19 protein-coding genes are annotated in these 26,732 nt (G+C 41.1%); 10 read left to right on the forward strand and 9 right to left on the reverse strand.

The annotated features are described in order from the left end of the window. Positions 1-7: 7 nt before the first annotated feature. From V7K97_RS12830 to V7K97_RS12860, 7 genes are all read left to right on the forward strand, one after another. Complete coding sequence (locus V7K97_RS12830) at positions 8-1,363, forward strand: (Fe-S)-binding protein (RefSeq protein WP_334801373.1); 1,356 nt, start codon at positions 8-10, stop codon at positions 1,361-1,363. Between the two features lie 249 nt (positions 1,364-1,612). After that, on the forward strand, positions 1,613-2,911 hold the full coding sequence (locus tag V7K97_RS12835; RefSeq protein ID WP_334801374.1) for a P-loop NTPase fold protein: 1,299 nt from the start codon (positions 1,613-1,615) through the stop codon (positions 2,909-2,911). Beyond that, the gene (locus V7K97_RS12840) at positions 2,908-7,815 is read left to right on the forward strand and encodes an nSTAND1 domain-containing NTPase (protein ID WP_334801376.1); all 4,908 of its coding nucleotides are present in this window, start codon (positions 2,908-2,910) and stop codon (positions 7,813-7,815) included. The genes V7K97_RS12835 and V7K97_RS12840 overlap by 4 nt, the downstream gene beginning before the upstream one ends. 141 nt (positions 7,816-7,956) lie before the next feature. Beyond that, complete coding sequence (locus V7K97_RS12845; RefSeq protein WP_334801377.1) at positions 7,957-8,175, forward strand: ribbon-helix-helix domain-containing protein; 219 nt, start codon at positions 7,957-7,959, stop codon at positions 8,173-8,175. A gap of 112 nt (positions 8,176-8,287) precedes the next feature. Then, positions 8,288-8,551: a type II toxin-antitoxin system PemK/MazF family toxin gene (locus V7K97_RS12850; RefSeq protein ID WP_334801378.1), complete on the forward strand. Its 264-nt coding sequence runs from the start codon at positions 8,288-8,290 to the stop codon at positions 8,549-8,551. Positions 8,552-8,723: 172 nt separating this feature from the next. Then, positions 8,724-9,386, forward strand: coding sequence for an HAD family hydrolase (locus V7K97_RS12855; RefSeq protein WP_334801460.1), 663 nt, complete (start codon positions 8,724-8,726; stop codon positions 9,384-9,386). 117 nt (positions 9,387-9,503) lie between these two features. Further along, positions 9,504-9,677, forward strand: coding sequence for a hypothetical protein (locus V7K97_RS12860; RefSeq protein ID WP_334801380.1), 174 nt, complete (start codon positions 9,504-9,506; stop codon positions 9,675-9,677). 81 nt (positions 9,678-9,758) lie between these two features. Here V7K97_RS12860 and V7K97_RS12865 read toward each other — a convergent pair whose 3' ends face one another. The 3 genes from V7K97_RS12865 to V7K97_RS12875 form a co-directional block, all read right to left on the reverse strand. After that, positions 9,759-10,196 (reverse strand): DUF6918 family protein, encoded by a 438-nt coding sequence (locus V7K97_RS12865; RefSeq protein WP_334801382.1) that lies wholly within the window; start codon positions 10,194-10,196, stop codon positions 9,759-9,761. A gap of 321 nt (positions 10,197-10,517) precedes the next feature. After that, a complete protein-coding gene (locus tag V7K97_RS12870) occupies positions 10,518-13,862 on the reverse strand; it encodes an efflux RND transporter permease subunit (protein ID WP_334801384.1) in 3,345 nt (1,114 codons plus the stop codon). Positions 13,863-14,333: 471 nt separating this feature from the next. After that, complete coding sequence (locus tag V7K97_RS12875; protein ID WP_334801385.1) at positions 14,334-16,001, reverse strand: mechanosensitive ion channel family protein; 1,668 nt, start codon at positions 15,999-16,001, stop codon at positions 14,334-14,336. 392 nt (positions 16,002-16,393) lie between these two features. Between V7K97_RS12875 and ahcY the strand changes: the two genes are divergently transcribed. After that, positions 16,394-17,671 (forward strand): adenosylhomocysteinase, encoded by a 1,278-nt coding sequence (gene ahcY / locus V7K97_RS12880; RefSeq protein WP_334801386.1) that lies wholly within the window; start codon positions 16,394-16,396, stop codon positions 17,669-17,671. A gap of 70 nt (positions 17,672-17,741) precedes the next feature. Here the strand turns inward: ahcY and V7K97_RS12885 are convergent, their stop codons facing one another. The 4 genes from V7K97_RS12885 to aroF all read right to left on the reverse strand — a co-directional run bounded on the left by V7K97_RS12885 (position 17,742) and on the right by aroF (position 23,480). Further along, positions 17,742-18,551, reverse strand: coding sequence for a hypothetical protein (locus tag V7K97_RS12885; protein ID WP_334801388.1), 810 nt, complete (start codon positions 18,549-18,551; stop codon positions 17,742-17,744). Positions 18,552-19,005: 454 nt separating this feature from the next. Continuing rightward, positions 19,006-20,502 (reverse strand): DNA methyltransferase, encoded by a 1,497-nt coding sequence (locus V7K97_RS12890; protein ID WP_334801389.1) that lies wholly within the window; start codon positions 20,500-20,502, stop codon positions 19,006-19,008. Positions 20,503-20,913: 411 nt separating this feature from the next. Continuing rightward, a complete protein-coding gene (locus V7K97_RS12895; RefSeq protein ID WP_334801391.1) occupies positions 20,914-22,182 on the reverse strand; it encodes a bifunctional sterol desaturase/short chain dehydrogenase in 1,269 nt (422 codons plus the stop codon). Between the two features lie 428 nt (positions 22,183-22,610). Further along, on the reverse strand, positions 22,611-23,480 hold the full coding sequence (gene aroF, locus V7K97_RS12900) for a 3-deoxy-7-phosphoheptulonate synthase (RefSeq protein WP_334801392.1): 870 nt from the start codon (positions 23,478-23,480) through the stop codon (positions 22,611-22,613). Between the two features lie 628 nt (positions 23,481-24,108). Between aroF and V7K97_RS12905 the strand changes: the two genes are divergently transcribed. Together V7K97_RS12905 and V7K97_RS12910 are read left to right on the forward strand one after the other, a co-directional pair. Continuing rightward, a complete protein-coding gene (locus tag V7K97_RS12905) occupies positions 24,109-24,603 on the forward strand; it encodes a hypothetical protein (protein ID WP_334801393.1) in 495 nt (164 codons plus the stop codon). Positions 24,604-24,761: 158 nt separating this feature from the next. Then, positions 24,762-25,409 carry a pentapeptide repeat-containing protein gene (locus tag V7K97_RS12910; protein ID WP_334801394.1) on the forward strand — a complete coding sequence of 216 codons (648 nt, stop codon included), beginning with the start codon at positions 24,762-24,764 and terminating at the stop codon, positions 25,407-25,409. Between the two features lie 362 nt (positions 25,410-25,771). Here V7K97_RS12910 and V7K97_RS12915 read toward each other — a convergent pair whose 3' ends face one another. Both V7K97_RS12915 and V7K97_RS12920 read right to left on the reverse strand, forming a co-directional pair. Beyond that, positions 25,772-26,077 carry a small RNA NsiR4-regulated ssr1528 family protein gene (locus V7K97_RS12915; RefSeq protein ID WP_334801395.1) on the reverse strand — a complete coding sequence of 102 codons (306 nt, stop codon included), beginning with the start codon at positions 26,075-26,077 and terminating at the stop codon, positions 25,772-25,774. A gap of 368 nt (positions 26,078-26,445) precedes the next feature. Continuing rightward, positions 26,446-26,700, reverse strand: a complete 255-nt coding sequence (locus V7K97_RS12920; RefSeq protein WP_334801397.1) for a hypothetical protein — start codon at positions 26,698-26,700, stop codon at positions 26,446-26,448. Between the last annotated feature and the right edge of the window lie 32 nt (positions 26,701-26,732).

A 26,732-nucleotide genomic window follows, 5' to 3' on the forward strand; every position in this document is an offset into this window, starting at 1 on the left:
TAGAAATATGCAAGTTTCAGAAAATTCTGTTAATGATACGGCTAGTTTAAAGAATTTGAAGGGGTTTGATGTTAATCATCCGCCTGATCCTAAGTTGATTGATAGTTGTGTACATTGTGGTTTTTGTCTTTCGACTTGTCCCAGTTATCGGGTGCTGGGTAAGGAGATGGATTCTCCTAGAGGACGCATCTATTTAATGGATGCAATTAATGAGGGTGAGATTGCTCTAAATACGGCAACAGTAGAACATTTTGATTCTTGTTTGGGGTGTCTTGCTTGTGTGAGTACTTGTCCTTCTGGGGTGCAGTATGACAAATTAATTTCTGCAACTCGTCACCAAATTGAACGGAATTATCCCCGGAGTTTACCAGATCAATTTTTTCGTCAACTGATATTTTCTTTGTTTCCTTATCCTAACCTTTTACGGATTTTACTAGTTCCGTTATTGGTTTATCAAAAGTTGGGGTTTGCTAAATTCTTTCGCGCTACGGGTTTACTCAATAAAATATCGCCCCGTTTGGCAGCAATGGAATCAATTCTGCCAGAAATTACTCTTAAATCTTTTCAAGATAATTTGCCTAGTGTGATTCCCGCCAAAGGTGAGAAGCGTTACCGCGTTGGGGTAATTTTGGGTTGCGTGCAACGGCTCTTTTTCTCACCCGTGAATGAAGCAACAGTACGGGTTTTAACAGCGAATGGTTGTGAAGTTGTGATTCCCAAATCTCAAGGTTGCTGTGCGGCGCTTCCCGAACACCAAGGACAAACAGAACAGGCAAAAGCTTTAGCAAGGCAGATGATTGATAGTTTTGCTAACACTGATGTCGATTTCGTAATTATCAATGCTGCTGGTTGTGGTCATACTTTGAAAGAATACGGTCACATTTTAGAAAGTGACCCAGAATATCGAGAAAAGGCAAAGGATTTTGCAGCTAAAGTAAAAGATGCTCAAGAGTTTTTGGCAACTGTTGGGTTAACAGCAAAACTATCGCCACTGACTGATAAACCCTTGAATTTAGTTTATCAAGATGCTTGTCATTTATTGCATGGACAAAAGATTAGCGTGCAACCGCGTCAGGTGTTGCGGCAAATTCCAGGGGTGAAGTTGAGAGAACCAATAGATGCGGCTTTATGTTGTGGCAGCGCTGGGGTTTATAATATGCTGCAACCAGAAGTTTCTGAAGAATTGGGTCGGCAAAAAGTGCAGAATTTGTTGAATACTGGTGCTGAGTTAATTGCTTCTGCTAATCCGGGGTGTACTTTGCAAATTACGAAGCATTTGCAGTTGCAAAGTAAGAAGATTTCAGTTATTCACCCAATGGAGTTGTTAGATTATTCAATTCGGGGTGAAAAGTTGGAATTGTAGATATTTCTTGTAGAATAGACACTTGTCATTGATTTTAAAGCAAGAGCCAAAGCTACGTTTTTAATCCTAGTTTTTACTCCCCTCCTCGCTTGCGGGGAGGGGTTGGGGGTAGGGTTCATCTGAATTCTGTTTAAGTGAACAGACAAAAAATCACTCAATCTGAAGAAGTTTTTTCCGAAATAGCGGCTTTATCGTCTGTATAATCACTGAAATGGGCAAGAGCGTCACGCTAATGTCGGGTGATTTGTGATGAAACTAGATTTAGTTAGATTTTTTCAAGCTTGCAACCCCAGTAAAACTCTGATTGTGAGCAAACCGGAAGATAGACAGTATTATATTGATTTCTCTAAAGTGCGTGGTGCCAGGATTATTGAGGAACTTGGGCGAACTATCACCCGCCTTGCACCTGAAGAACGTACCTGTCAATTATTTACCGGACATATCGGTTGTGGCAAATCGACTGAATTACTGCGGCTAAAGGCAGAGTTAGAGCAGCAGGGATTTCATGTGGTTTATTTTGAGTCTAGCCAAAGCTTGGATATGGCTGATATTGATGTTACAGATATATTATTGGCAGTTGCTCGTGAGGTGAGTCAAAGTCTTGAAGCAATAAAAATTAATCTCAAGCCAGGATACTTTCAAACTCTGTTTACTGAACTTGGTGAATTTTTGCAAACGCCGATAGAACTTGGGGGAGAGTTATCTGTAGGTATTGCCAAGATTACTGCCAAAACTAAAGATAGTCCCAAACTTCGCTCTCAGTTACGGCAATATTTAGAACCGCGTACCAATGGCATTTTAGAATCAATTAACAAAGAATTGCTCAAGCCTGCTAGAGAAAAACTCAAGCAGCAGGGTAAAAAAGGACTGGTGGTAATTATAGATAATCTCGACAGAGTGGATAATTCTCAGAAACCTTCCGGTCATTACCAGCCAGAATATCTCTTTGTGGAACGGGGTGAACAGTTAAACCAGCTAAATTGTCATGTTGTTTATACCATTCCGTTAGTGTTGATTTTTTCCAACGCTTTAGGAAGGTTAACAAATCGCTTTGGCGTAGACCCCAAGGTTTTGCCGATGGTTCCTGTGCAATTACAAGATGGTTCGCAATTTTCACAAGGAATTACACTACTGCAACAGATGGTCATGGCGAGGGCTTTTCCTGGTGTCAGTTGGGAACAAAGTCGGAATTTAATTACTGAGGTTTTTGATAGTCCTGATACTTTAGAGCGACTTTGCCAAGTTAGCGGTGGTCATTTGCGTAACTTGTTGATGTTATTGTTTCGCTGTCTTCAGCAAGAAGACCCACCTTTGTCGCAAGAGTGCGTAAATAGGGTAATTAAACAACGCCGCAATGAGCTAACTTTGGCAATTACGCCCGATGAATGGGAATTACTACGTGAGGTAGCGCAAGAGAAAAACTTGAGAGGTCATGAAAGATACGAACTTTTACTCCGCAGTATGTTTGTATTTGAATACCGGAATGAGGATGGTTCGTGGTTTGATATCAATCCGATTTTGGCTGAAGCCAAGGAATTCGGGTTATGAGTAATCAGCATGAAACAGAAAATTTAACTGCTGAAAATGAACGTTCATTGGAAACTTTGGTGCGAGCAATTACCCTTTCTCAGGGAGAATTTTCGCTGATTTTGCTGCGCTGTAACTATGCAACTTTCCGTCAGGATATAGTACAACGCCTACATAAACTATCTCCTGTAAAAATCTGTGAAATCACCTTACCTGTGTCAGTCAAAACTCTTTACACGTCTATAGGTGAAAAACTGGGAGATGAACAGCCATCAGCGTTAATGGTTTTTGGTTTGGAGTCTGTTAAAGATATTGATATAGTTCTAACTTCAACTAACCAAGTGCGGGAGGAATTTAGAAAAAATTTCCCCTTCCCTGTGCTGTTATTGGTTAATGACCAAGTTTTGCAAAAGCTGATTAGATTAGCGACAGATTTCGAGAGTTGGGCAACAATAATTCATTTTGCGATCGCAACTGGTGATTTAGTTCAATTCATCAAGCAAACATCTGAAGAAGTTTTCGCCAAAGTTTTAGATGCTGGTGCAGGGAAATTTCTCGATAATTCTGCACTCAATCTGGGAATCGGTTCGCCGCACCGTGTAGAACTTGAGTTAGCACAAGCTGAACTCCAAAAACGGGGTGTGAAGTTAGACGCAGAATTAGAAGCCAGTTTAGAATTTGTCCTGGGTCGAGATGCGGTTTCGATGGAACTGTCACGACAGCATTATGAACGCAGTCTCGCACTTTGGCAGCAGAGTTTTAACTTAGAGCAGGAAGGATGCGTACTGCACAATTTAGGGTTATGGTGGCGTACCTACGCCATTCAGCATTTAGCAGAACAGGAAACCGCTTGCTTACGTGCTAAAGATTATTATCATAAATGTCTAGAAGTCTTTGAACGGGCACATCGTCCCGACTTAGTAGGAAAATTTATCAACACTTTGGGGGAAGTACTGCAAAAGCTTCAGCAGTGGGATGAATTAGAAAAAGTTGGTCAAAAAGCTTTAACTCTATATCAAACTTACCCTGATTGGTTCAGAGAAGCAAGAGCTTATGGATTCCTCGCTGAAGTAGCACTTGCTCATTCTGCTTGGAGTAAAGCTAAACAAGCTGCTGAAAAAGCGCTTTTTATTGTAGCTAGTAATCAATCCACCCAACCCAACGCTAATTTAGAATTGGTGCGTTATTATCATCAAGGTTGGTATTTATTTGCACTAGCCAGAGCGCTACAGCAGCTTAATAAGGTGCAAGATGCTTTAGCTACCCTAGAAGCTGCGAGAAGAGAAACTAAACCTCAATATGATCCAGAGCTTTACATTCAGATTTTGAAGAGGTTGCAAGACATTTATTACCAACAATGTCAATATCTTGCAGCTTTTCAGATTAAACAAGAGCAAATTAAAATTGAACATCAATATGGTTTTCGTGCTTTCATTGGTGCAGCTTATTTAATTCCTCAGCACGAGGTAATTAACCCCGCATTAGTACAAGTAGAAAAGCTTGTAAAAGTTGCTCAAGAAATTGCTGTTTCCGGTCGGCAGCAAGATGTCAACCGACTGATGAAAAGAATGAGTCGTAATGACCATAATTTGACTGTATTTCATGGTCAGTCAGGAACAGGTAAAAGTTCAATTTTGAATGGAGGATTAGTACCTACCCTGCAACTTCAACCAATTGATGCTCGTGATGTATTACCTATTGTCATGCGAGTTTATACAGATTGGACGGGTATATTGGCAAAGCGTTTCGCAGATAATGATACATATAGTAATTCGATAGAATTCATCTGTGAAAATTTGCGGGAAAATGCCGAGCGTAATCGGTTAACGGTTTTAATTTTTGACCAGTTTGAAGAATTTTTCTTTATTTACACAGATCAAAGTAAAAGGCAGCCATTTTATAAGTTCTTGCGGCTTTGTCTAGATATTCCTTTTGTGAAGGTTATTCTCTGTTTGCGAGAAGATTATTTGCATTATTTATTGGAATGCGATCGCCTGTTTAATTTTACAGCAATTAATAACAATATTTTAGATAAGAATATTCGCTATTATTTGGGAAATTTATCTTCAGTAGATGCTAAAGCTGTTGTGCAAAGTCTGACCGAGGAAACCAATTTTTACTTAGAGCCTGCGTTGATTGATCAATTGGTAGAAGATTTAGCAGACGAACTTGGCGAAGTACGCCCGATTGAGTTACAAATTGTCGGAGCGCAACTCCAAACAGATAAAATTAGAACTTTAGATCAATATCATCAGTCGGGAACAAAAGAAAAACTGGTCGAGCGATTTTTAGAAGAAGTTATTAAAGACTGTGGTGCTGAAAACGAACTCTGTGCCAGAGTAGTTTTATATTTACTAACAGACGAAAAAGGCACTCGTCCCTTCAAAACTTCTGACAATTTAGTGGAAGATTTAAAAACAGCAGATATTGTCTCAGAAAAAGAAAAACTAAATCTAGTCTTAGAAATTTTAGTCGGTTCAGGACTGGTGTTAAAAATTCCTGAAGACCCTGCTGACTTATATCAACTGGTTCATGACTATCTAGTATCTTTTATCCGGCAGTCACAACAAGCAAGAGAATTAGAAGAACAGATAAAAGAAAAGGAAAAACGACAACACGCTGAAGCAAAACTCAATCGTGTTCTCAAGCGACAACGAAACTTGGCGATCGCTGGAGGCACTATGATGTCTATTCTGGCGGTTCTAGCAATAGTATTTTGGAGGCAGGAAGAAGCTCAAAAGATACAAGTACAAGAAAAGCGAATAGAAGCCATTAGTAAAACTTCTGAAGCACTTTTTGCCTCGGATCAAAAATTTGATGCTCTCAAAGAAGGCATTAGAGCGGGGATATTTCTAAAACAACTAAAACAAGTGTCTCCTAAAAAAACGGATATTCAACTTGACACCCAAGTTATAGCGGCACTACAACAGCCAGTTTACTGGTTAGTAGAGCGTAATCGTTTGGAAGGACATGAAGGTCTAATCTGGGGCATGAATTTGTCACCTGACGGTGAGATAATTGCCTCAGCTAGTTTGGACCACACCGTAAAGCTGTGGAAGCGTGACGGCACATTAATAAAAACCCTCAAAGGACACAAAGATAAAGTCTTGAGCGTTAGTTTCTCACCTGACAGTCAGATGATTGCTTCAGGCGATTTCGCTGGCAATGTCAGACTTTGGAAGCGCGACGGTACTCTATTGAAAAGCATTGAACCTCATAATACCAAAGATAGCAACGGAGTCTATGGTCTAAGTTTTTCTCCCGACGGTCAGATATTTGCTACGGCTAGTCGGGACAAGACTGTAAAACTTTGGAAAGCTGACGGCACTTTGATAAGAACACTCAAAGGATATAAAGATGGAGTTAATAGCGTCGCTTTCTCACCTAATGGTCAGACTATTGCCACGGGTAGTCGAGACAAGACAGTGAAATTGTGGACACGTAACGGCAGAGAGCTAAACACTTTTACTGCCCATAAAGACTTTGTTTGGGCTGTAACTTGGTCACCGGATGGCAAAACAATTGCCACTGCTGGTCGAGATAACTTAGTAAAAGTTTGGAAGCCAGACGGCACACTCCGAAAAGTTTTTCAGGGGCATAGAGAGAGGGTTATGAACGTCAGTTTTAGTCCTGATGGGAAGATAATTGCTTCTGCTAGCCAAGACAAAACAGTAAAACTTTGGAAGCTTGATGGGACATTGCTGACAACTCTCTCAGGGCATACGAATGGGGTTTATGCTGTCCGTTTCTCGCCTGACTGTAAGACCCTTGTCACCGCAAGTGCTGACACTACAATCAAACTTTGGCAGCTTGATGCTGGAAGTTTTTTAGGCAAAGGCGATCGCCGTCCCTCCACATGTGCTGACAGTACTATTCAAGGTGGTCAGATGGGAAGTGGCGTACTAAGTACTCTCAATTCTCATAGCGATCGGGTTAGTAAGGTGAGTTTCTCACCCAATGGCAAAATAATTGCCTCTGCCAGTTATGACAATACGGTGAAATTTTGGAAACCTGATGGCACCTTAATCAAAACTCTTGAGGGGCATAGCAATCAGGTTAATAGCGTCACTTTCTCACACGATGGCCAAATAATTGCTTCTGCTAGTGCAGATAAAACTGTGAAACTCTGGAAGCAGGATGGTACTTTTATCAAAACCCTTAGTGACTCTAGCGACAAGATATTCGATGTGAGTTTTTCACCTGACGATCAACTACTCGCAGCGAGTAGCGTAGACAACACAGTGAAAATTTGGCAGCGAGATGGCAACGGCAAATTTGAAACCCTACCTTACCAAACTCTCAAAGGTCATCGTGATTGGGTAAGAGGTGTAGCTTGGTCGCCGGATGGTAACTTGATTGCTTCAGCAAGTGATGACAACACAATAAAACTTTGGAAACGTAATGGTAAGGAGTTTAAAATCTACAAGACCCTCACAGAGAATGGGCATAAAAGTTGGGTCTACAGCGTTAGCTTTTCACACGACGGCAAAATGATTGCCACGACTAGTAATGATAAAACGGCGATCATTTGGAAGCAAGACAGTGAGGGTGAGTTTCGCTTCTACAAAAAGTTTAAAGGACATAACGATGAAGTCAAGGGTGTAAGTTTCTCATCTGACGATAAAATCATTGCTACTGCCAGTGATGACAAGACGGTGAAACTCTGGAAGATAGATGGTACTTTGATCAGGACTCTTACTGGTAATAGTACAGAGATACTAAGTGTGAGTTTTTCACCCGATGGCAAGACCCTAGCCTTGGGCAGTGCTGATAACACTGTGATTTTGTGGCATTTGCAGCAGCTAGAATCTCTAGATAATCTAGATAGCTTACTGAGGCGTGGTTGTGATTGGTTACATGATTATCTGAAGAATAACCCGAATGTGAGTAAGATCGATCGCGATCTCTGCGACGATATCAAGTAAAAGCCAAGGTATGTCTGGCGACAAACCGAGTCAGCGTCTACGCACTTTCTGGAATTATCTCAGGCGATCGCACTTTCAACACAACTATACACACTTTAGATGTGTACAATAAAATTGTGGTGCAAGACAAAGCGAAAAATTATGCATCGCCGGATTAACATCACCTTGCCAGATGAGACAATTGAACTAATTGATCGAGTCATTGATAAAGGCGATCGCAGTAGATTCATCAACGAAGCTGTGCAATATTATATTGCTCAGAAAACCTTAGCCAATCTTAGAGAACAGTTAAAAGAGGGAGCCATCCAGCGCGCAGAACGTGATTTGGGTTTAGTAGAAGAGTGGTTTGACTTGGAATAAGAATTGTGGTAGAGAAACGAAAAGTAAATTACCCCAAACGTGGTGAAGTATACTTAGTCAATTTCGATCCAACTATTGGTGCAGAGATAAAAAAATACGCCCAGCTTTAATCTTGCAAAATGATGTTTCTAACGAACATAGTCCAATCACAGTTGTAGCTGCCATCACTTCAAAGTTTGCAGAATCTTTGTATCCCACTGAAGTGCTGATTAGAGTACCAGAAGGCGGTTTAGAGGATGATTCGGTTGTACTTCTCAATCAGATTCGCTCAATTGACAAGCAAAGGCTGATTAAACGTTTGGGAATTCTGCACCCAGAAACGATTGCACAGGTAGATCGAGCAATTCAAATCAGCCTTGGCCTAGTGAAGCTTTGAGGCGATGTCTGGCGAGACGCTGCGCGAATGCGTCTACCCACCTTCTGGAATTATCTCAGGCGATCGCCATCTCTTCTCTTCTGTAACCCTTTTCTCCTCTCATGGGACGATGAAGTAAACTATTTGCCATGCCATCATGAGCAAGGAAACAAAACGTCAGCAGAGGTTTTTCATGGCATTAGAAGGAGTGATTTTAGATATTGATGGAACGCTGGTTTTAAGTAATGATGCTCATGCAAATACCTGGGTAGAGGCATTTGCAGCTTATGACTTGGAAGTGCCATTTGAAACAGTTAGACCACTCATGGGCATGGGTGGAGATCAACTGATTCCCAAAGTAGTGCCAGAATTAAATGGTGAAGAAGGAACTGGCAAAGCGATTGTTGAACTACGCAAAGAACTATTATTTGACAAATATATACCGCAAATCACTGCTGCCAATGGGAGCAGAAACTTAATATTAAAGATGCAAAAATCGGGATTGCATCTAGTTGTTGCTAGTTCCGCCAGTTCTGAAGAACTTGATATCATGCTCAAAATTGCCCAAGTAGATGATTTGCTATCGGAAGTAACTACATCCGATGATGCCGAAGCATCTAAACCTGCTCCTGACATTGTAGAAGCTGCCTTGAACAAAGGGCAAATGACACCTGAAAAAGTAGTGATGCTAGGAGATTCGCCCTACGATATTGAGGCTGCCGGCAAAGCAGGGGTAGGTGTAATTGCTTTGCGCTGCGGTGGCTTTAGCGATGAACAACTGTCGGGAGCGATCGCAATTTACGATGACCCAGAAGATTTGCTACAGAACTATGACTCTTCTATTCTGGGCGCGTAAATTCTTAAATACTAAAAGGGTAAGCGATCGCTATCCCTCTAATCACTGATTAAAGAGGACATTTGTGGAAAACCCATACATATAGCCGTCGTGACGATGAATTGATTTACAGTACTTATGCCGAACTGGACTAACTTTGCCTCTCAATGTCCTCATTTCAAAAACGCCACTTTCCCGGACAGTCAATTCATCAACGAAGCTGTGCAATATTATATTACTCAAAAAGCCTTAATTCAATCTCAGAGAACAGTCTCTGAGAAGCTCACGCTTACCTGTACGGCTGTAGCGTGAGTATGTCACTATCTGCCCCGTATGCCAGCCACCGACGCATCGAACGGCGGCATACGTTTATTTTGATTCTTCCCTTCTCGCTCAGTTCTTAGTGTAATTATTGATTACTTTGGCTAAGTCTGGCACTGCTTCTTCTACGTGCTTTTTGGCGGAACCGCGAAGTTTTTCATAGGTTCCTCGGACAATTTGGCGCTTTGTATTCTTGACTCTCCCATCGGTGACACCCAGTAAGGCATCTGCTGTATCAGAGCGATTTGCACTCAGGTATTCAATTGGATCGCCTTTCTCCACGCCTTCACTCCAGATGGGATCAAGTGCTGTGAAGCATTGCGGTAAAATCTGCTCAACGATATAGGGGATGTATCCTGGCTTAACCCCCTTCAGAGCAGCGAAGGCAGTTTTCAAAGCGATGCCGCTCATGCCTGACTTGGATGCAAGCTGTCCTTCGATCATATTGCAACAGTCCTCTATGACCATCGCCTTTTTGGTCGGGTTCAAAAGTCCGTCGCTAAGTCCCATTTCACTCTTCCTTATCTAAGTACTTAATTTCTATTCGACTAATTTTTTTAGTAAGCAGGAAATTACAGAAAATGGTATCAGAGTTAAGTCAATTGGTGTCAATTTAATAGGACTTACGCAAACAATAGCTGAAACCCTTATTTTCCGGTAGGGGCAATTCATGAATTGCCCCTACCGCGTGTAGTTTTGCGTAAGTCCTATTTAAGTTTGCTGGGTAAGCAAATTCGTAGTAAGGACTTTAGTCCTTATTTTCTAAGCACTAAAGTGCTGACTACAAACCGCCAAAACTAGGCACTTTGCTAGAGAGACTTAAGGCAAAAATTAGGTTATCCCATCCTGCTGAGACCTGAGTTGTGTCTCTGGCTGACTTGAGCCAGTAGGCAGAGTTTCATGTCTAGATCCCGAAGTTCCATTGGGAGAATCTGGAGGTTTTGAGCCTCCCGATCGCTTCCGAGAAAATAGAGCCTGAGCCAAGCTCTTAACCAAAATATACAGAATTGGCACTAAGAACAAACTCAAGAATGTTGAAAGCAACAGCCCCCCAAAGAGCGCTGTTCCTAAAGACCAACGGCTGCTGGCTCCAGCCCCTTGAGAGATCACCAAAGGCAAAAATCCTAACAGCGCTGCAAAGGAAGTCATTAAAATGGGTCGCAGACGTTCTTGCCCCGCTTTCACCGCCGCTCGCGTGTAGCTCATGCCCTGCTCATGCTGCTGATTGGCAAATTCCACGACTAAAATCGCGTTCTTTGCAGCTAGACCAATCAAAGTCACCAAACCTACCTGGCAATAAATATCATCCACCACTTTGGGGAAGAGGCTACCTGCCATGAAAATATTGGAACGCAGCCAAATCGCCGTCATTGCTCCCAAAACTGCTAGGGGAACTGTCAGCAAAATAATGATCGGGTCAACGTAGCTTTCATACTGAGCCGCTAGCACCAGAAAGACAATAACGAAGGCGAAGGCAAAAATCAAGCCCGTAGATCCCCCAGATGTCTTTTCTTGGAGATAAGTCCCTGTCCACTCGTAACCAAACCCTTGAGGTAATATCTCTGCTGCTAGTTTCTCCATCGCTTGAATCGCCTGTCCAGAACTAGCGCCGGGAGCAGGAGCGCCCTGGACTTTGATTGATCTGTACAAGTTATAATGCGAGATGGTTTTCGGCCCCACAAAGGGAGTAACCTTCACCAAATTGCTCAACGGAATCATCGCCCCACTTGCAGAGCGAACATACAGCTTGCCAATATCATCTGGATTAGAGCGGAAAACCCCATCTGCTTGGACATATACTCGATACTGTCGCTGTCCCTGCACAAAGTCATTTACATATTGTGACCCCAAGTAAGTTTGCAGTGCCCCAAAGATGTCGTTGAGTTCGACGTTGAGAGCTTTGGCTTGGTTGCGGTTAACTTGGATGTCAAACTGAGGCGTGTCTGCGGTGAACTGAGTGAAGACTCGTTGTAAAACAGGGTTTTTATTTGCCGCCCCAATGAATTTTTGAGCAGTATCAAGCAGGGTTTGAATCGGCGCACTTCCGGTTTTATCTTGAATGATAAACTCAAAACCACCTGTACTACTTAACCCTCTGACTGGAGGAGCATTGACAGCGATCGCTCTAGCATCTGTAATTGTAGAGAGCTTTTTGTTCATCCTCTGAAGTATTCCATAGACAGACTGAGATTCTTCAGTTCTCACTTTCCAGGGTTTTAGGTTAGCAAAGGCAATGCCTAAATTGGAAGCATTGCCATCGAAACCAAAACCACTGATCATAAAACTAGCTTGAACTTCGGGAAGCGATGTTACTTCCTTAGCAACCCGCTCCATCACAGATTCGGTGTATTTCAAAGAAACCCCATCAGGCCCTTGGACAACTACAAAGAAGTAACCCTGATCTTCCTCTGGAATAAATCCAGTAGGCACTGCTTTGTACATCAAAACCGTTGCTACTAAACCAGTAATGAAAACCCCAATTACAATCGGCTTGACATGGGTAAGGTAGCTAACAAAGCCGACATAGCGACGCGTAAACCAGCTAAATCCCCGATTAAACTGGGTAAAAAACCACCCCAAAGGACCCCGTGGAGTCTGAGCCGGGCGCATGAGGATGGCTGCCATACTCGGAGAGAAAGTTAAAGCATTAAAGGTGGAAATGGCAATAGAGCAAGCAACGGTTAACCCAAATTGTTTGTAGACAATCCCAGTTGTGCCCGGAATGAATGTAACTGGAATAAATACCGCCATGAGTACAAGCGAAGTGGCAATGACTGCCCCAGTCAACTCTTTCATGGCTTCCATCGCCGCCTCTAAGGGCCTCAAGCCCTGCTCCAGTTTGACTGCAACTGCCTCGACCACAATAATGGCATCATCCACAACCAGACCGATCGCCAAGACAAAACCAAATAAGGTCAGTGTATTAATCTGAAATCCTAAAACCAACAGAGCCGCACACGTCCCAATCAGCGAAACGGGGATCGCCACAGTGGGAATGATCGTGGTACGCCAGTCTTGCAAAAAGACAAAAATTACCAAGACCACCAGGATAATCGCTTCAACCAGAGTCTGTAGAACTTCTTCTAAAGAAATTTCTACAAATGGAGTGGTATCAAATGCCACCTGTCCTTTTAGTCCAGGTGGAAAACTCTTCTCTAGTATTTTGATTTGGTCTTCAACAGCATGGGCAACGTCCAGGGCATTACTACCGGGAAGTTGATATATCCCCAAACCCACGGCTGGCTTGGGAGCATTCCCTGGAATGGTGAATTTGGCATCAGCGAGATAGCTTTCTGCTCCCAGTTCAACTCGACCGACATCTTTGACCTTAACTAGGGTGCTATTAGTGCTATTAGTGCTATTAGTGCTGTTATTAGTAGTGCCATTAGTGCCATTAGTGCCACTTTGACTCACCTTCAGCACCATATCCTCAAATTCAGCCGCATCTTTAAATCGACTGGTTGCCCGTAAAGCAAATTCAAAACTTTGATTATCTGGTGCTGGTTCCTTACCAATTGCCCCTGCACCCACCTGAATATTTTGTTCTTGCAGGGCAGCTGTCACATCTTGAGGAGTTAGTTGATGTTGGGCAAGCTTGTTGGGATCAAGCCAAAGACGCATGGCATATTTGCGCTCCCCGAAAATCGTGGCTTGTCCCACACCAGGAAGCCGTTTGATCTCATCGAGAATAAACAGATCGACATAGTTACTAATAAAAAGGTTGTCATACTCATTATTGTCTGAGTAAAACCCATAGACGAGAAGGAGACTGCTTGATGCTGTTTGAACGGTCACACCTGTTCGCTGAACTGCATCTGGCAGTTGAGGTGAAGCAAGTCCCTCTTTATTTTGAACGTTTACTTGAGCAATATCGCTATTGACATCAGTTGGAAAGGAGACTGTTATATTGCTGGAACCATCATTGCCCGTATTAGAAGATATATAGGATACATCTTTAACACCATTAATTTGTCGCTCAATAATGTTGGTGACAGTACTTTCTGTTGTTTGAGCATCCGCACCAGTATTGGTGGAGCTAACGGTGATTTGCACCGGGGCGAGGTCTGGTAGCTGAGAAATCGGCAGGATCGGAATACAGATGCTTCCCAGCAGCAAAATAATGAACGTACAGACCGTCGTCAGTACTGGACGTCTGATGAAGGTATTGACAAACATAAATGAGGAATAAAGGAAAAGTTCAAGACTGGTTAGTGAGGTAGTAGCTTTTTATTAATAATAAGTATTTATTCAAGCTTAGTGTTGGCGATCGCCCAAAATTGGGCATTGGGCACTTGTACTGAGCGTACCCCTCCGGGGATCTTGCTACGCGTAGCGTCTCCAAGAGTTTTCGTTGGCGCAGCCTCTCGTAGAAAAGTATTGGGCATTGGGAAGAGACAAGGAAGAACCTATCCCACTAATAATATTTGTGCTATAAAGCTTAAGCTTATTGAGAACTGAAAACGAAAAATTCAGGTTTTCAAGCACATTTTACGAAAATAAGTAGGGATTTTTAGAATAGTGGGATAGGTTCAAGAAACTTGTCCCCCTCATCCCCCTCATCCCCCTCATCCCCCTGCTCTCTCCTGGGATGAGAGAACCCAGGGTTTGGTCTAATCAACTGAAAAAGGCGGTAATGAATGCAAATTTCTAATGAGCTTTGCCATTACCATTACTCTGAAAATTTAACAAGTGATCGTCATTGACCCAAATTGCTTGTTGAGGCACAGAAATGGAAATTCCAGCTTCGTCTAGGGCAATTTTCAGGCGGCGGCGAAACTCCCGTGCTACATCCCATTGCTTAAGGGGCTGTGTTTTAAACCAGACACGAATAATCAAACCGCGATCGCCAAATTGATCTATTCCCAAAACTTGCGGTGGTTCCAAAATTTGACGCTGCCATTGCATTTCTTGATTCATCTTATCGGCAACAGTTTCAATCAACTTCAAAGCTTTTTCTGTATCGGCTTGATAGGCGATGGGAACTGTTAAATCGGCTCGTGACCAACGACTAGAAAGATTGGCAACAACTTTAATTTCACCATTAGGAATCGTAATCAAGCGCCCTTCAGAATCCCGCACTTGGGTCATCCGCAGATTCAGATTTTCTACTAAGCCTCCCACATCTCCTACACTAATCACATCGCCTAAAGCGTACTGGTCTTCTAAAATAATCAAAAAACCGTTAATCGCATCTTTAATTAAGTTTTGCGAGGCCAGAGACAATGCAACACCAACTAAACTGGCACCTGCTAGCAAGGGAACGATATCTATCCCCAAGGATACCAGCGCTAGCAAGAAGCCTACTCCTACCCAGATACCAGTAGCAATACTTTTAGTCACACCAGAAAATGTGGAAACTCGCAGTTGCAGCCGTTCAGAACTTTCTGGGGTTAGGAAAGCACCACTGCTGATCAGAGTGCTGGTGAAGCGCTCAATTAGGGCGTAGGTCAAACGGATCGCTACATAGGTTCCCAATAACACGACACCTAATCGCAAAGGAAATTGGGCGGCAGTGATAATTCCTACCTGAAACCCTCGTGTATAGGGAAATAGACCCAAAATAAAGAAGCTTCCACCTCCCCAGATTCCGGCTTGGCTTAACTGAAACAATCGTCTTTTGACTTCTTGGAGATGCTGCTTTTGCTGTTGATTCAGTTGTGTTGCAATTGGTTGAGCTGCTGCTACTGCTGGTGAAATTGGGGAGTTTCGGGGACTTATCGGGGGTTGGGAGGCAATGGGGTATAATAAATCCTTTTTGGAACGCTGCTCCCAGCTATATATCCCCCAACTCATAACAATCATTGCCAGTGCGATGCCCGCAGCGATTTTACCTTGGTCGATTAAAAATTGAGTTTGTCTTTCTTGCTTTCCTTGTTGCAAGTCTTCTTGTAACGATTCTTTGACTTGATTTGCCGATGTCCATATATCTACCTCTCGCAGCCCAGCATCTTCAGAAGTGATGGTCATCAGGTATTGGTCGTTGATATAAATTACGGGTAAGTCGTTTACTTTGCGAACTTCTACCTTGACTGCTGTTTTTGCTGTTGATTGAAAGTAATTTTGAGCAATTTTCTCCAACTTCTTTTGAATATCTTCTGAACGCTCAGGGAAGTTGGCTCTTGATGCGGCTATCTGAAATAAACGACGACCATCTAAATAAATCCAGCCCGAAACAACTCGATCATTTGAATCATTACTCACACTGCTGGGAGCTTGCAGCAGTTGTGGTAAAAAAGGAATTTGGGCTGTGGCTTTTGGCACAGACACAACGGCTATGGCCATTGAACTGGCGATCGCCAAAAATTGAAAGCGCACTCAAACACCTCCTTGATTAAAATCAACTAATGACTACTTCTCTAACCATCGTCCACAATTACTTTGGGTAAATGTACCTATCTAAAGTTGAGGTTTTCCCTTTAGATGATAAAAAGCCGATGTTTTTTTGGTTATCTTCTCTCTTGAGAAAGATGACAACATACATAAAATATGTAGATAAGGTTTATCAGAGTCTTACTCTTACTAAAGGTAAAACAAAAAATCAGAACCTGGGGATGAAGTTGACATTCCGCCGATCAAACGTCAAGCTAGTTTTGAGGGCTATTAACTAGTAATTTGCTTTCTTTCAAGCAAAAATTGCCAGTAGTAGAATAACCTAGTATAGTGCGTAAATTTTACGTAGCTTTTTTAACTTTTTGAGGTAACTTTTGATGACCGCAACTTCTCCCCGATTAAAGCACGAGGTTAAAGACCTCGGCCTAGCAGCCTTGGGAAGACAGCGTATTGAATGGGCTGGACGCGAAATGCCAGTTTTGCGGCAGATCCGCGATCGCTTTGCTATTGAAAAGCCCTTCGCTGGTTTACGCCTTGTAGCTTGCGCCCACATTACGACAGAAACAGCACATTTGGCGATCGCTCTGAAAGCCGGTGGTGCAGATGCGCTTTTAATTGCTAGCAATCCCTTATCAACGCAAGATGACGTAGCCGCTAGCCTCGTCCTCGATCATGAAATTCCCGTCTTTGCTCAAAAAGGCGAAGATAACGCAACTTATAACCGCCACGTTCAAATAGCTTTAGATCATCGCCCCAACATTATTGTTGATGACGGTAGCGATGTGGTTGCAACTTTGATACAAGAACGCCAACACCAAATTGCTGATTTGATTGGTAGCACCGAAGAAACCACCACTGGTATCGTGCGGCTACGCGCCATGTTTAGAGAAGGCGTTCTTACCTTCCCCGCAGTCAACGTCAACGATGCCGACACCAAGCACTTCTTTGATAATCGCTATGGTACTGGGCAATCAACCCTAGATGGCATTATCCGCGCCACCAATATTTTGTTGGCTGGTAAAAACATTGTCGTCGTCGGTTATGGCTGGTGTGGTAAAGGTACAGCCCTCCGCGCCCGTGGGATGGGTGCTAATGTCATCGTCACCGAAATCGACCCCATCAAGGCAATTGAAGCCGTAATGGATGGCTTCCGTGTCCTGCCAATGGCTGAAGCTGCATCCCAAGGTGATATTTTTATCACTGTGACTGGTAACAAGCACGTCGTTCGTGGTGAACACTTCGATGTCATGAAAGATGGTGCGATCGTTTGTAACTCCGGCCACTTTGACTTGGAACTTGATTTGAAATACTTGGCTGCACAAGCGAAGGAAATCAAAGAAGTTCGTCCTTTCACCGAAGAGTATAAGTTGAAAAATGGTAAATCAGTTGTCGTTCTCGGACAAGGACGCTTGATTAACCTAGCTGCGGCTGAAGGACACCCTAGCGCGGTAATGGATATGAGTTTTGCGAACCAAGCTTTGGCTTGTGAATACCTGGTGAAGAATAAAGGTAAGTTGCAACCAGGTTTGCACTCAATTCCTGTTGAAGTTGATCAAGAAATTGCTCGGTTGAAGTTGGAGGCTATTGGTATTAAGATTGATAGCCTAACTGCTGATCAAATTGAGTACATCAATTCTTGGACAAGTGGAACTTGATACATTGATTAGTTGATTTTTTTGGGGATAGGCTTTTGGGCTTATCTCTTTTTTTATAATTTATTTAGTGTTACTTTAGTATAAACAAAACATCAGCATAACTTTGGTATTTATTGTTATTAAATGACCAAGTTAATAAGAGTTTATCTTTATTAAAAGAGCGTGTATTTAGATATTCCTCAATTTTCTCTTTTAACAGAGTATAATCTCTTTTGATCTTCCAACTATCTTCTAAAGAATTAGTATCGACAACAATTAAAAATAAGCGATTACTTGCATCAAATCTTTGACTACCTTGTTGCTCATATAGCCAACGTAAAAGCTCATGAGGTTGTTGTACTGTTTCATTTATAATATCTTTTCTGATTTTAACAAAATTATTGTAAAAATCTTGTATATCTTGATTTGAGCTTTCCGTAAAAGCTGTAATCAAATCAATTAATAGATCATTATCATTTCGAGTTTTATCAAAAGGAATACTAAATTTTTTTGCTCCCTCTTTTAAATCAGATATTTCTTTTATTTTTAACTGTCTTGCCCTTCTTTTATTTTCCATGAAACCTTTAGGAAAATAAGTTACTTTTAGGTCAAAAGGTATATTGTCAATAAAAAAATCAACTTGTTTAATTTGCCCCACAGTTGGTAAAATACGGTGATGGTCTTTAAAAATATCCTCGATTATAATTGATGTCCAATTATTATACCAAGAACACAAAACAAAACTTTTCAAACTATGTAAAATTTCATTATCTACTTTTTCTATTAAATTATCATAATTAGTAATCTTTTTTATGTAATTATCAACTAAATACTTATTAATATCATTCTCATGGATACCACCCCAGTCAAAAACTCTTAGCTTATATAATTCTCTTAGCAACTCTTGTTCATTTGCACGACGTTTTCCCCTTTCTGCTTCATATATTTGATTAATAGAATCATGAATAGTTTCTGAAGAGATATTAGAATTAAAAAGGGTTTCAAGATCAGGGTTATTTCATTCTAAAATCTGACATTTTATGTATTTACGAGAATACGTCATTTTAGGCTTCAGGGATTATATCTCACGATGGCTGGAAATACCTAAATTCGTTGGTTAAATCTAGAATGAAATAGCCCTGGTTTCAAGATATTGCTTTACTCCTAAATCATCTTAAGATATTTGTGATTTTTGAAATAAATGTAAGTAATAATCTTTTCGAGCCAAAGAACGTAATTTTAAAAAATATAATCCTTCTGGAGATGATGTTAATTCAAAGAACTTATTCTCATTGTATAAACGAGAAAGTTCAGAAAATGTGTAATTCATTTATTTTGCAGCTTCAATATTATTTTTAGGTAATATTAGGTATTTCTTTAGACCAATTAGGTAAATTTTCTAAAAATTCCAATCTTATCTTATCTTCATTTCCAGGCTTTTGATAGATTAAAACAAAATCATTTTTTAAACCTCCTTTTCTGTTGTCTTGCACTACTGAGTTTGCTGAATAATTCATTGGAAATAATCCTTGAAATTGCAATTTATCTGAAGATGGTATTACTTCTTTTAAAAACTTCCAACTAGCAGCATCTCTAGCATTGAAAAATAGAGCTAATATCCCACTAGGCTTAAGTATACGAGTAGCAGTCTGCATAAATTCCGTCATTTCATGAAGATAAAGTTTTTTATCCTTTAATCTAATACGGGCATTAGAGACTACAATTTCATGAGAAAAATCTGGCTGTTTATCTATTAAAGAATTCCACATTTCACTCAATTCTAAGTATGGAATTCTATCACTATGTGGAGGATCAGTTAATATAAGTGAAATGGTTCCATCAGGGCAATTATTGAGAATTTTTCGATTATCACCTTGAATAATCGCTACTTCAGTTTTCTTATAAATAACATCCTCTAGTCTTTTAGATACCTGATAAACTTTTTCCAATTCATCTTGTTGAATGGATTTTAATAAACTATTTGCACGTTTAATAAAACAATTCCAAACATTAATTTCAAAATGTAGTGTTGGTCTCCAATATCCTATAACCCAACTACCAACTTCTATTTTATTTGTTGGCTGAGATTTTGTTTTACCTCTTCCTGTAATTGCAAAAACCATATTAGACATTTGACCGGAAGCAGATGTTAATGAAAGCAATAATGCAGATTTGATAGTATCTGGTTGTTTATGAATTGCATCAAGTAGTAAATCTATATTATGTAATGCACGTCCGGTGAATAAATCTTTGAGTGTTAAAGAATCACTTGTATTTATTCGACTATTTTGAAAAAACTTAATTGGACGAGGTATCTGAGGTTGATATTCTTCAAATTCTTTCAATAGTTGATAGTCAGAGTTAGTTGGCAACCTTTTATCACCTTCATTTCTTTTTCGTGATAAATGCCAGACTGAATTTAGTTTATTTCCATTCCATAAATAGTGAGTTGCAAATTTTCCATCTTCTAGTAAGTAAGTTCTATAGATTTGTGGTTTAACACTTATTTCTAATTCATAAATTGCTTTTTTTAAAAGGTTTGGGCTTGGTAAATCAATTAGTAAATTCGATAGTTCTACTGCTACAGGATTAATATCAATACCTATAAACCGTCTTTGCCTAATTGCTGCTTCACGAGCTACTAAACCTGATCCTAAAAAAGGATCTAGAACTATGTCACCCTTGTTTGTTAAATTTTCAATTATAAATGCTAGGGGTTCAATTGGTTTCTTCCCCCAATATTTATGAAAAGCAGCTAATCCTTTGTAGCCTTTTGGTAATACTATTGTTTCAGGACTTGTATGAGTCAGTTCTGCTTCAAATAAGTTTAATTGTTTAAAACTAGATTTCATGATTTATGTAATAATTAAAAGTAGGTCGGATTTCAAATATATAACTTAACAAATTTCTATTGTATAAGTTTTTCACAAGATTTAGATTAATTAACTATTATTTGTTAATAAATTTTTACAAAAAATATAATGCAATGGATACCTTAACTAATTATTGCCAAATCATTTAGAAAATATTAACTGAATTTGTAGTTACTTAATTAAGTCTAAAAGCTGCTGCTAAACCTGGAGGGTAAATGAAACAGGCTAGAATAGCCTTTCCATTTTAAAAGTGCATAAATATAGGCTTTTTTCAACATTAAATAATCAGCACTTACTCGGAGCAATAACTGCGGCGGGCTACGCCTACGCAAAACTAAACTCTGTAGGAGCAATTCATGAATTGCCCCTAGCTGAAAATCAGGGTTTTAGCTATTGTTTGCGTAAGTCCTGTTCACTTTTCGCTGTTCGGCTGAAGACTCGATAGTATAGTGACGTACTAGTTTCCTTTAAAGGAAACAGCAGATAGGTGAGAGGATTTATTGCCACAATAATATTTCGGAAGTCGCGCCGTGCCCAAAATAAGATAATACGAGCAACTTGCTGTGCAGACATCACTCCATAGGGATTCAGTTGACTCTTAAAGGGGCCAAGAATTAATTTGCGAATTACACAATCCCCATCCAAACGCTTCAGGGTAACGATATCTCCTAGCGCTCTTTTGCTGAGTTCATAAAGCGGACTCAGCGCTGGAGAAACCTCAGCCTCAGAAGTGTTTACCCAGATTTCCTTAGTTGCTTTTGCTTGTGGCCCTGTTACAGTTGTCAAAAATATATCCATCAACCGCAATGCTGAAAAAGTATTCACTTCATAAGAAGAGTTGATAGCCTCTGGTGTGCGGCTGGCGTAGACATTGATTCCGTGGTTGATAATTAAAATATCTACTTTCTCTAAACTATCCCTCAGTTCGGCTTCATTACCTAACTGCCAGGGAACCACCTTCACCCCAACTTGCTCTACTAATTTTTCTGGATTGGTTGTTAATGCGACAACTTTAGCATTATTCTTGACAAGTTCAGCCGCTAATGCTTGTCCCAACGCTCCTGATGCTCCAGTTAAAGCGATGGTTTTCCCCTTGAGAGACAGTCCTGTACCCAGAATTTTATCCACTAGGGGAAAGACACCACTGTAGTAAGCGTTGACATCATCAAAATGATGCCGCCAATGGTAAGACCGATTCACCCACCAAATGGATGGTATTGTCTCTAAAGGTCCGGGTAGGTGGTTGTAATCTGTATCAATTTTTCCCTGGAAATACCGCACAGATGCACCATATAAGAAGGTGCAAGCATAAGCTACTCCCAACCATAATCCCATTTGTGGGACAATTAAGGCAATTACCACCAATACCACCAGCAGTAGACTCGACTCTAAAATATCGTGATATAGTTGGGATTCTTGATAAGTTTTCAGGGAAACTATTGATAAATCCCGGCGATAGGCTATGTGATGCTTGTTGTGCCATTTAGCAAGCCAATTGACTTGGTGACATAAAGCATGGTAACTGTCTCTCAGCACCTCGGCGAGTAAAAGTGAGAAGAGTCCCCAACTAGCAAACTGTAAGCTGGCATTTACCCAAACCCAATTAATTTGTAATCTTGCCTCAATTCCCATCAAGTTTTCAGCTAGCATTTTTATCATGTTTGTCTATACTCGTTTTTCTTAATCATTCCTCATGATAAAGGTGCGTTAAGGTCGAATCTAAGGCAAATTAAAATCAAAGGGAATGGGGAGTAGGGAATGGGGAATGGGGGATTGTGCATCATCTTAATAAACTCTTGTGACTTTGTTATTTGTGTGTATGGTGCAAAAATTGTTTGAGAACAAATGCAATAGCCTAAGTAATACCATTTCTTTATGAAGATGCGCCTGTACGACTTACCCGAAACCGCGCTGTAGGGGCAATTCATGAATTGCCCCTACCTGAATAAAGCGCAGCTTCACATAGAATTGGTGTAACAACTTGATTTGACGAAGGCGATCGCTGTTTGTGGTTAAGTCAAAATAAATCTTTTGACTCAGACATTCAAGCGATGCCTAGGTTGGTAAACTACGCCCTCAACTGAAATTTAAGTAGCACAAAAAATTGGGGCAGGTTCTAAACCCGCCCCGACATCTGATATAGTGCGCCCAACGGCTGTTGCTACAGGCTTTAAACTATCAACTAAATGCACCATATCTTCTAAAGAGAGTGCTTGACGGGCATCAGAAACAGATTTTTCTGGTTCTGGGTGACATTCAATAATTAATCCATCTGCACCGCAAGCGATCGCAGCCCTAGCTACGGGTGCTACCAACTCCCGTTTACCTACAGCATGGGAAGGATCTACAATCACAGGCAGGTGAGTTATTTGCTTAAGTGCTGCCACTGCTGCTAAATCTAAGACATTGCGGGTGTAATCATCGAAACTGCGGATACCGCGTTCGCACAACACCACATCAGGATTGCCGTGGCTGAGGATATATTCAGCAGCCATGACGAATTCTTCAATTGTCGCTGCCAAACCACGTTTGAGCAGTATTGGTTTACCGGCTTGTCCCAAAGCTTTGAGCAAATCAAAATTCTGCATATTGCGGCTACCAACTTGAAGCATATCAGCATGGGCGGCGACTACTTCAATTTGGGAAATTGACATCACCTCAGTCACAACTGGCATATTGTAATGCGATCGCACCTTTGCCAAAATCTCTAATCCTGACTCTCCCAAACCTTGGAAGGCGTAGGGAGATGTGCGGGGTTTGTAGACACCGCCACGCAAGCCCTGCACCGATGCAGTACATAGCTTTTGGGCGACTATCTCCATTTGTTCTAAGCTTTCAACGGTGCAGGGACCACCGATAATTACCAGTTCTTCGCCCCCGAAAGCGACTTTTTCTGAAAGTTTAACAATTGTCTGGTGATTTGGATGAGATTGTGCAGCAAGTTTGGCATTAATCATGATTTCATTTTCCTTATAGTAAAAAAAAGCCCGGAACCTTTGAAGAGTTCCGGGCGCGTTCTGATTCATCGGCATGACGCTATTTACCCGGAACTTACTCTGAGCCAGAAGTAAAAGCTATAAAACCAGTTAATGAAATAAGTCATGACGATGAAATTCTCCTTAAAACAACAAAAACCGCAGAGTTCACTCTGCGGTTCACCGGGCGGTTTCCATTAGAAAACTCAATTCACTCCCGGTGAACCACCCTAAACCAAAAATAAAAGTAGGAATTTGTGTTAAGCATTTGTGCGGCTTTTGCTGGAAAAATCAAAACCTATATCTAAGTAAGGTAACACTAACAGGAAGATTAGGCGGTGTCAAGACCCCACAAACCATAAAAAAGCGATAGACTCAGTAAAACTGTGGGGATCAAGAATAGTAAAGCTTTGCGAAATTCAAAATCATGCCCTCTTCTTAAGTTAGAAAAGTTTACAGATTTTGTTGTGTCATCACTAATAGGTAGTGTAAATTATCAAAATTCCGAATATGGCCATTTTTTAAATCAGGGTAATCAGAAAGAACTCTAAGCGGTGGCTTCCGTAGTCCTCATAGGCCAGATTAACTTTTTAGGATCATCAGTTTCATTATGCCCAGTTCCAAAATCTTAGCCCAATCTTTCGACTATTATGGAGCTTACCCCTGCCCAGTCTGTCGAATAGGCAAGATTTCTCACATGCCATTGATGGAAGCTATGGCTTGTGACTTTTGCCAAGAGATTTTTACAGTCAACTTAGAACTACAGCAAATCAAGATGCCTTCTAGACAACCACCCTTAACTTGGCGCTGGAATGGGTTTAGTTGGACAGAAGGGCAATTGGAAGGTGTGGAATTGGGTTGGGGTTATGGACTAGCAGCAGCTGTTTTTGTAATTCTTCCCACTACTCTAATTGGCATAGTAGCTTACTATTTTCCTGCTAATCTCAAGGAACCCATTACCTGGATGCCTTATATTTGGACGATATTAACCTTATTATCACATTTATCAATTATTGTTTGGATTTTTATTGAAGTTTATCAGATTCCAGTTGCAGCATATTTGAGAGCGATCGCTCGATGGAGAAATGGAGAAATGGGGAGATGAGGGAGAAATCAATTCAAAATTCAAAATTAAAGAACTTCTGCCTTCTGCCTTCTGCCTCCTCTTTGCCAATGCCCAATACCCAAAATCAATAACAAATGATGCAGCGAATAGATGGCTCCATCACTCATAATTAAGTTGATTGTCCACCAAAATATCGTATGAGCGATCTGGAGCGGTACTATAGAGTTTTAGAATTAGAGCCTGGGGCAACACTTGAGGAAGTGAACCAGGCTTACAAAGATTTAGTCTTTGTTTGGCATCCCGATCGCATTCCTAAAGACAATCTCCGTTTACAGCAGAAAGCACAAGACAAGCTGAAAGCCATAAATGAAGCTCGTGAAAAATTGCGCTCTCTAAAAACCAAACCTCAAACCACACATAACTCACCGCCACCTCAACCAGAAAAACCATCTCAAACAACCCACCAACAACCAAGGCAAAACTCAGACTTGAGTGGCAAAGACTACAGTCGGGCGAATTTGAGCAATAAAGACTTATCTGGCAGAAATTTGAGTTATGCCAATTTGAGTGGTGCTAATCTCAGCGATACTTTTATGCACAAAGTCAACCTCAGAGGGGCAAATTTATCTGAAGCAAATTTATTTCGGGCAAACCTACTTTTAGCGGATCTCAGGGAGGCGAATTTACGCGCGGCTAATTTGATTGGAGCCGATCTCAGTGGGGCTGACTTACGAGGAGCCGACTTAACGGGAGCGCGGATTCGCTCTGGTGAGCGCCTTCTGGTCAAACTAGTTGGTACTAACTTAGCAGGGGCAATTATGCCTGATGGGTCAATTTATCAATAACTTTGTCTTGTTCCCAGTCTCCAACTATTGGTGACAACTTCAGAAAAAGGTAAGTTTGTCAACAGGTACATCAAGTAAAAAAACCAAGACAAATTCAAGAGTCGGAAACTGTTTTTTCACACATTTTATTTGTTAACACTTCTCCCAAAAATCGAGATTTGGGAGTTGTTAAATATCAACCCAAATCTCAACAACGATACATTTTGGACTTATTTCCACAGCCCTTTTTACATTTGGGCGTAGAGGTAATGTCTCAAAGCATTGTTGCTTACCAACTTTTACGTTAAGTTGACACCAATGAGCAACACTGTGTTCAGACAGCATCTTTCAAATAAATCAAAACTGCTGTCAAACATCAAAATTTATTTGCCACTATAGAAAAAGGCAATTTCTTTCTCTTTTAGGGGTGCGAAATCAGCATCTACAAGTAATTGGTCGAGTTCTGCTTGGGGAATGTGCTTTGCGCCAATTCGGACAATGCGCGATCGCATGGTATTAGATACGCCACTGCGCTGTCTATTGCCTTCTAGCGCCATGACTTTACCATAAAGGTCAAGCTTGGCAGGGGGAATGGGAGAACCATCAAAATCAATTCCCTGTGCGATCGCTTCATCAATAGCATCAGCACCCGTGGTAGTTTGATTCCCTGGATTAGTTTCGGTAGGCATGGTGATTTACTCTTCTTCGCTATGGGTAGATTTTACCAGCCTTGCTGACACCAAAGTTAAAACCGTCCCTCTCGGACTCGGAGATATAGCGGTTCTCGTTCACGTGAGGTACACCCGTAGGGGCAATTCATGAATTGCCCCTACACTTTGCAATATAATTTTGTACTGCATCTGAGTGGAAACCGCTATAAACTTGAACTAAAGCTCAAGGCAGGGAGAGGTTTGTCGAACGTTAGGGGACTTCCAAATAAAAAAATACTCAAAAAACTCTCTTCTCCTTATTCCTCTGTGTCTGGAGTGGTAGCCTGCGGCAAGCCGCTATCGCGTCTACGTTTATTTGGATAATTTATTTCTTGGAAGTCCCTAGACTAATCACGAGCTTGTCGCGTCACCAAACCCCCAGCAAATGCCCCTAAGATAGTTCCTGTCCATAGTCCTGTGGTGCTACCTTGCCATATTGCTCCTGGTGTCATCCAAGCGTTGCACATCTCCTTTAAACCCCAAGGTTGGCTTTGGCACTTTTGGCTATGGAGCATTATGGTAATTTGCCCACTGGTGTAAGCACCAAAAAAACCTGATGACAACGCCAAAAAAGTACAAATTAAAATTCTATTTTTTGTCATCAGTTATTAGTCATTTCTCCCTCATTCCCATG

The organism is Nostoc sp. (genome assembly GCF_036917815.1).
GTDB lineage: Bacteria > Cyanobacteriota > Cyanobacteriia > Cyanobacteriales > Nostocaceae > Nostoc.

What these genes read in the sequence shown, in the direction of transcription:
- V7K97_RS12830 (WP_334801373.1), top strand. Translation starts at nt 8, where the DNA reads ATGCAAGTTTCAGAAAATTCTGTTAATGATACGGCTAGTTTAAAGAAT.
- V7K97_RS12835 (WP_334801374.1), top strand. Translation starts at nt 1,613, where the DNA reads ATGAAACTAGATTTAGTTAGATTTTTTCAAGCTTGCAACCCCAGTAAA.
- V7K97_RS12840 (WP_334801376.1), top strand. Translation starts at nt 2,908, where the DNA reads ATGAGTAATCAGCATGAAACAGAAAATTTAACTGCTGAAAATGAACGT.
- V7K97_RS12845 (WP_334801377.1), top strand. Translation starts at nt 7,957, where the DNA reads ATGCATCGCCGGATTAACATCACCTTGCCAGATGAGACAATTGAACTA.
- V7K97_RS12855 (WP_334801460.1), top strand. Translation starts at nt 8,724, where the DNA reads ATGGCATTAGAAGGAGTGATTTTAGATATTGATGGAACGCTGGTTTTA.
- V7K97_RS12860 (WP_334801380.1), top strand. Translation starts at nt 9,504, where the DNA reads ATGCCGAACTGGACTAACTTTGCCTCTCAATGTCCTCATTTCAAAAAC.
- V7K97_RS12865 (WP_334801382.1), bottom strand. Translation starts at nt 10,196, where the DNA reads ATGGGACTTAGCGACGGACTTTTGAACCCGACCAAAAAGGCGATGGTC.
- V7K97_RS12870 (WP_334801384.1), bottom strand. Translation starts at nt 13,862, where the DNA reads ATGTTTGTCAATACCTTCATCAGACGTCCAGTACTGACGACGGTCTGT.
- ahcY (WP_334801386.1), top strand. Translation starts at nt 16,394, where the DNA reads ATGACCGCAACTTCTCCCCGATTAAAGCACGAGGTTAAAGACCTCGGC.
- V7K97_RS12890 (WP_334801389.1), bottom strand. Translation starts at nt 20,502, where the DNA reads ATGAAATCTAGTTTTAAACAATTAAACTTATTTGAAGCAGAACTGACT.
- V7K97_RS12895 (WP_334801391.1), bottom strand. Translation starts at nt 22,182, where the DNA reads ATGATAAAAATGCTAGCTGAAAACTTGATGGGAATTGAGGCAAGATTA.
- aroF (WP_334801392.1), bottom strand. Translation starts at nt 23,480, where the DNA reads ATGATTAATGCCAAACTTGCTGCACAATCTCATCCAAATCACCAGACA.
- V7K97_RS12905 (WP_334801393.1), top strand. Translation starts at nt 24,109, where the DNA reads ATGCCCAGTTCCAAAATCTTAGCCCAATCTTTCGACTATTATGGAGCT.
- V7K97_RS12910 (WP_334801394.1), top strand. Translation starts at nt 24,762, where the DNA reads ATGAGCGATCTGGAGCGGTACTATAGAGTTTTAGAATTAGAGCCTGGG.
- V7K97_RS12915 (WP_334801395.1), bottom strand. Translation starts at nt 26,077, where the DNA reads ATGCCTACCGAAACTAATCCAGGGAATCAAACTACCACGGGTGCTGAT.
- V7K97_RS12920 (WP_334801397.1), bottom strand. Translation starts at nt 26,700, where the DNA reads ATGACAAAAAATAGAATTTTAATTTGTACTTTTTTGGCGTTGTCATCA.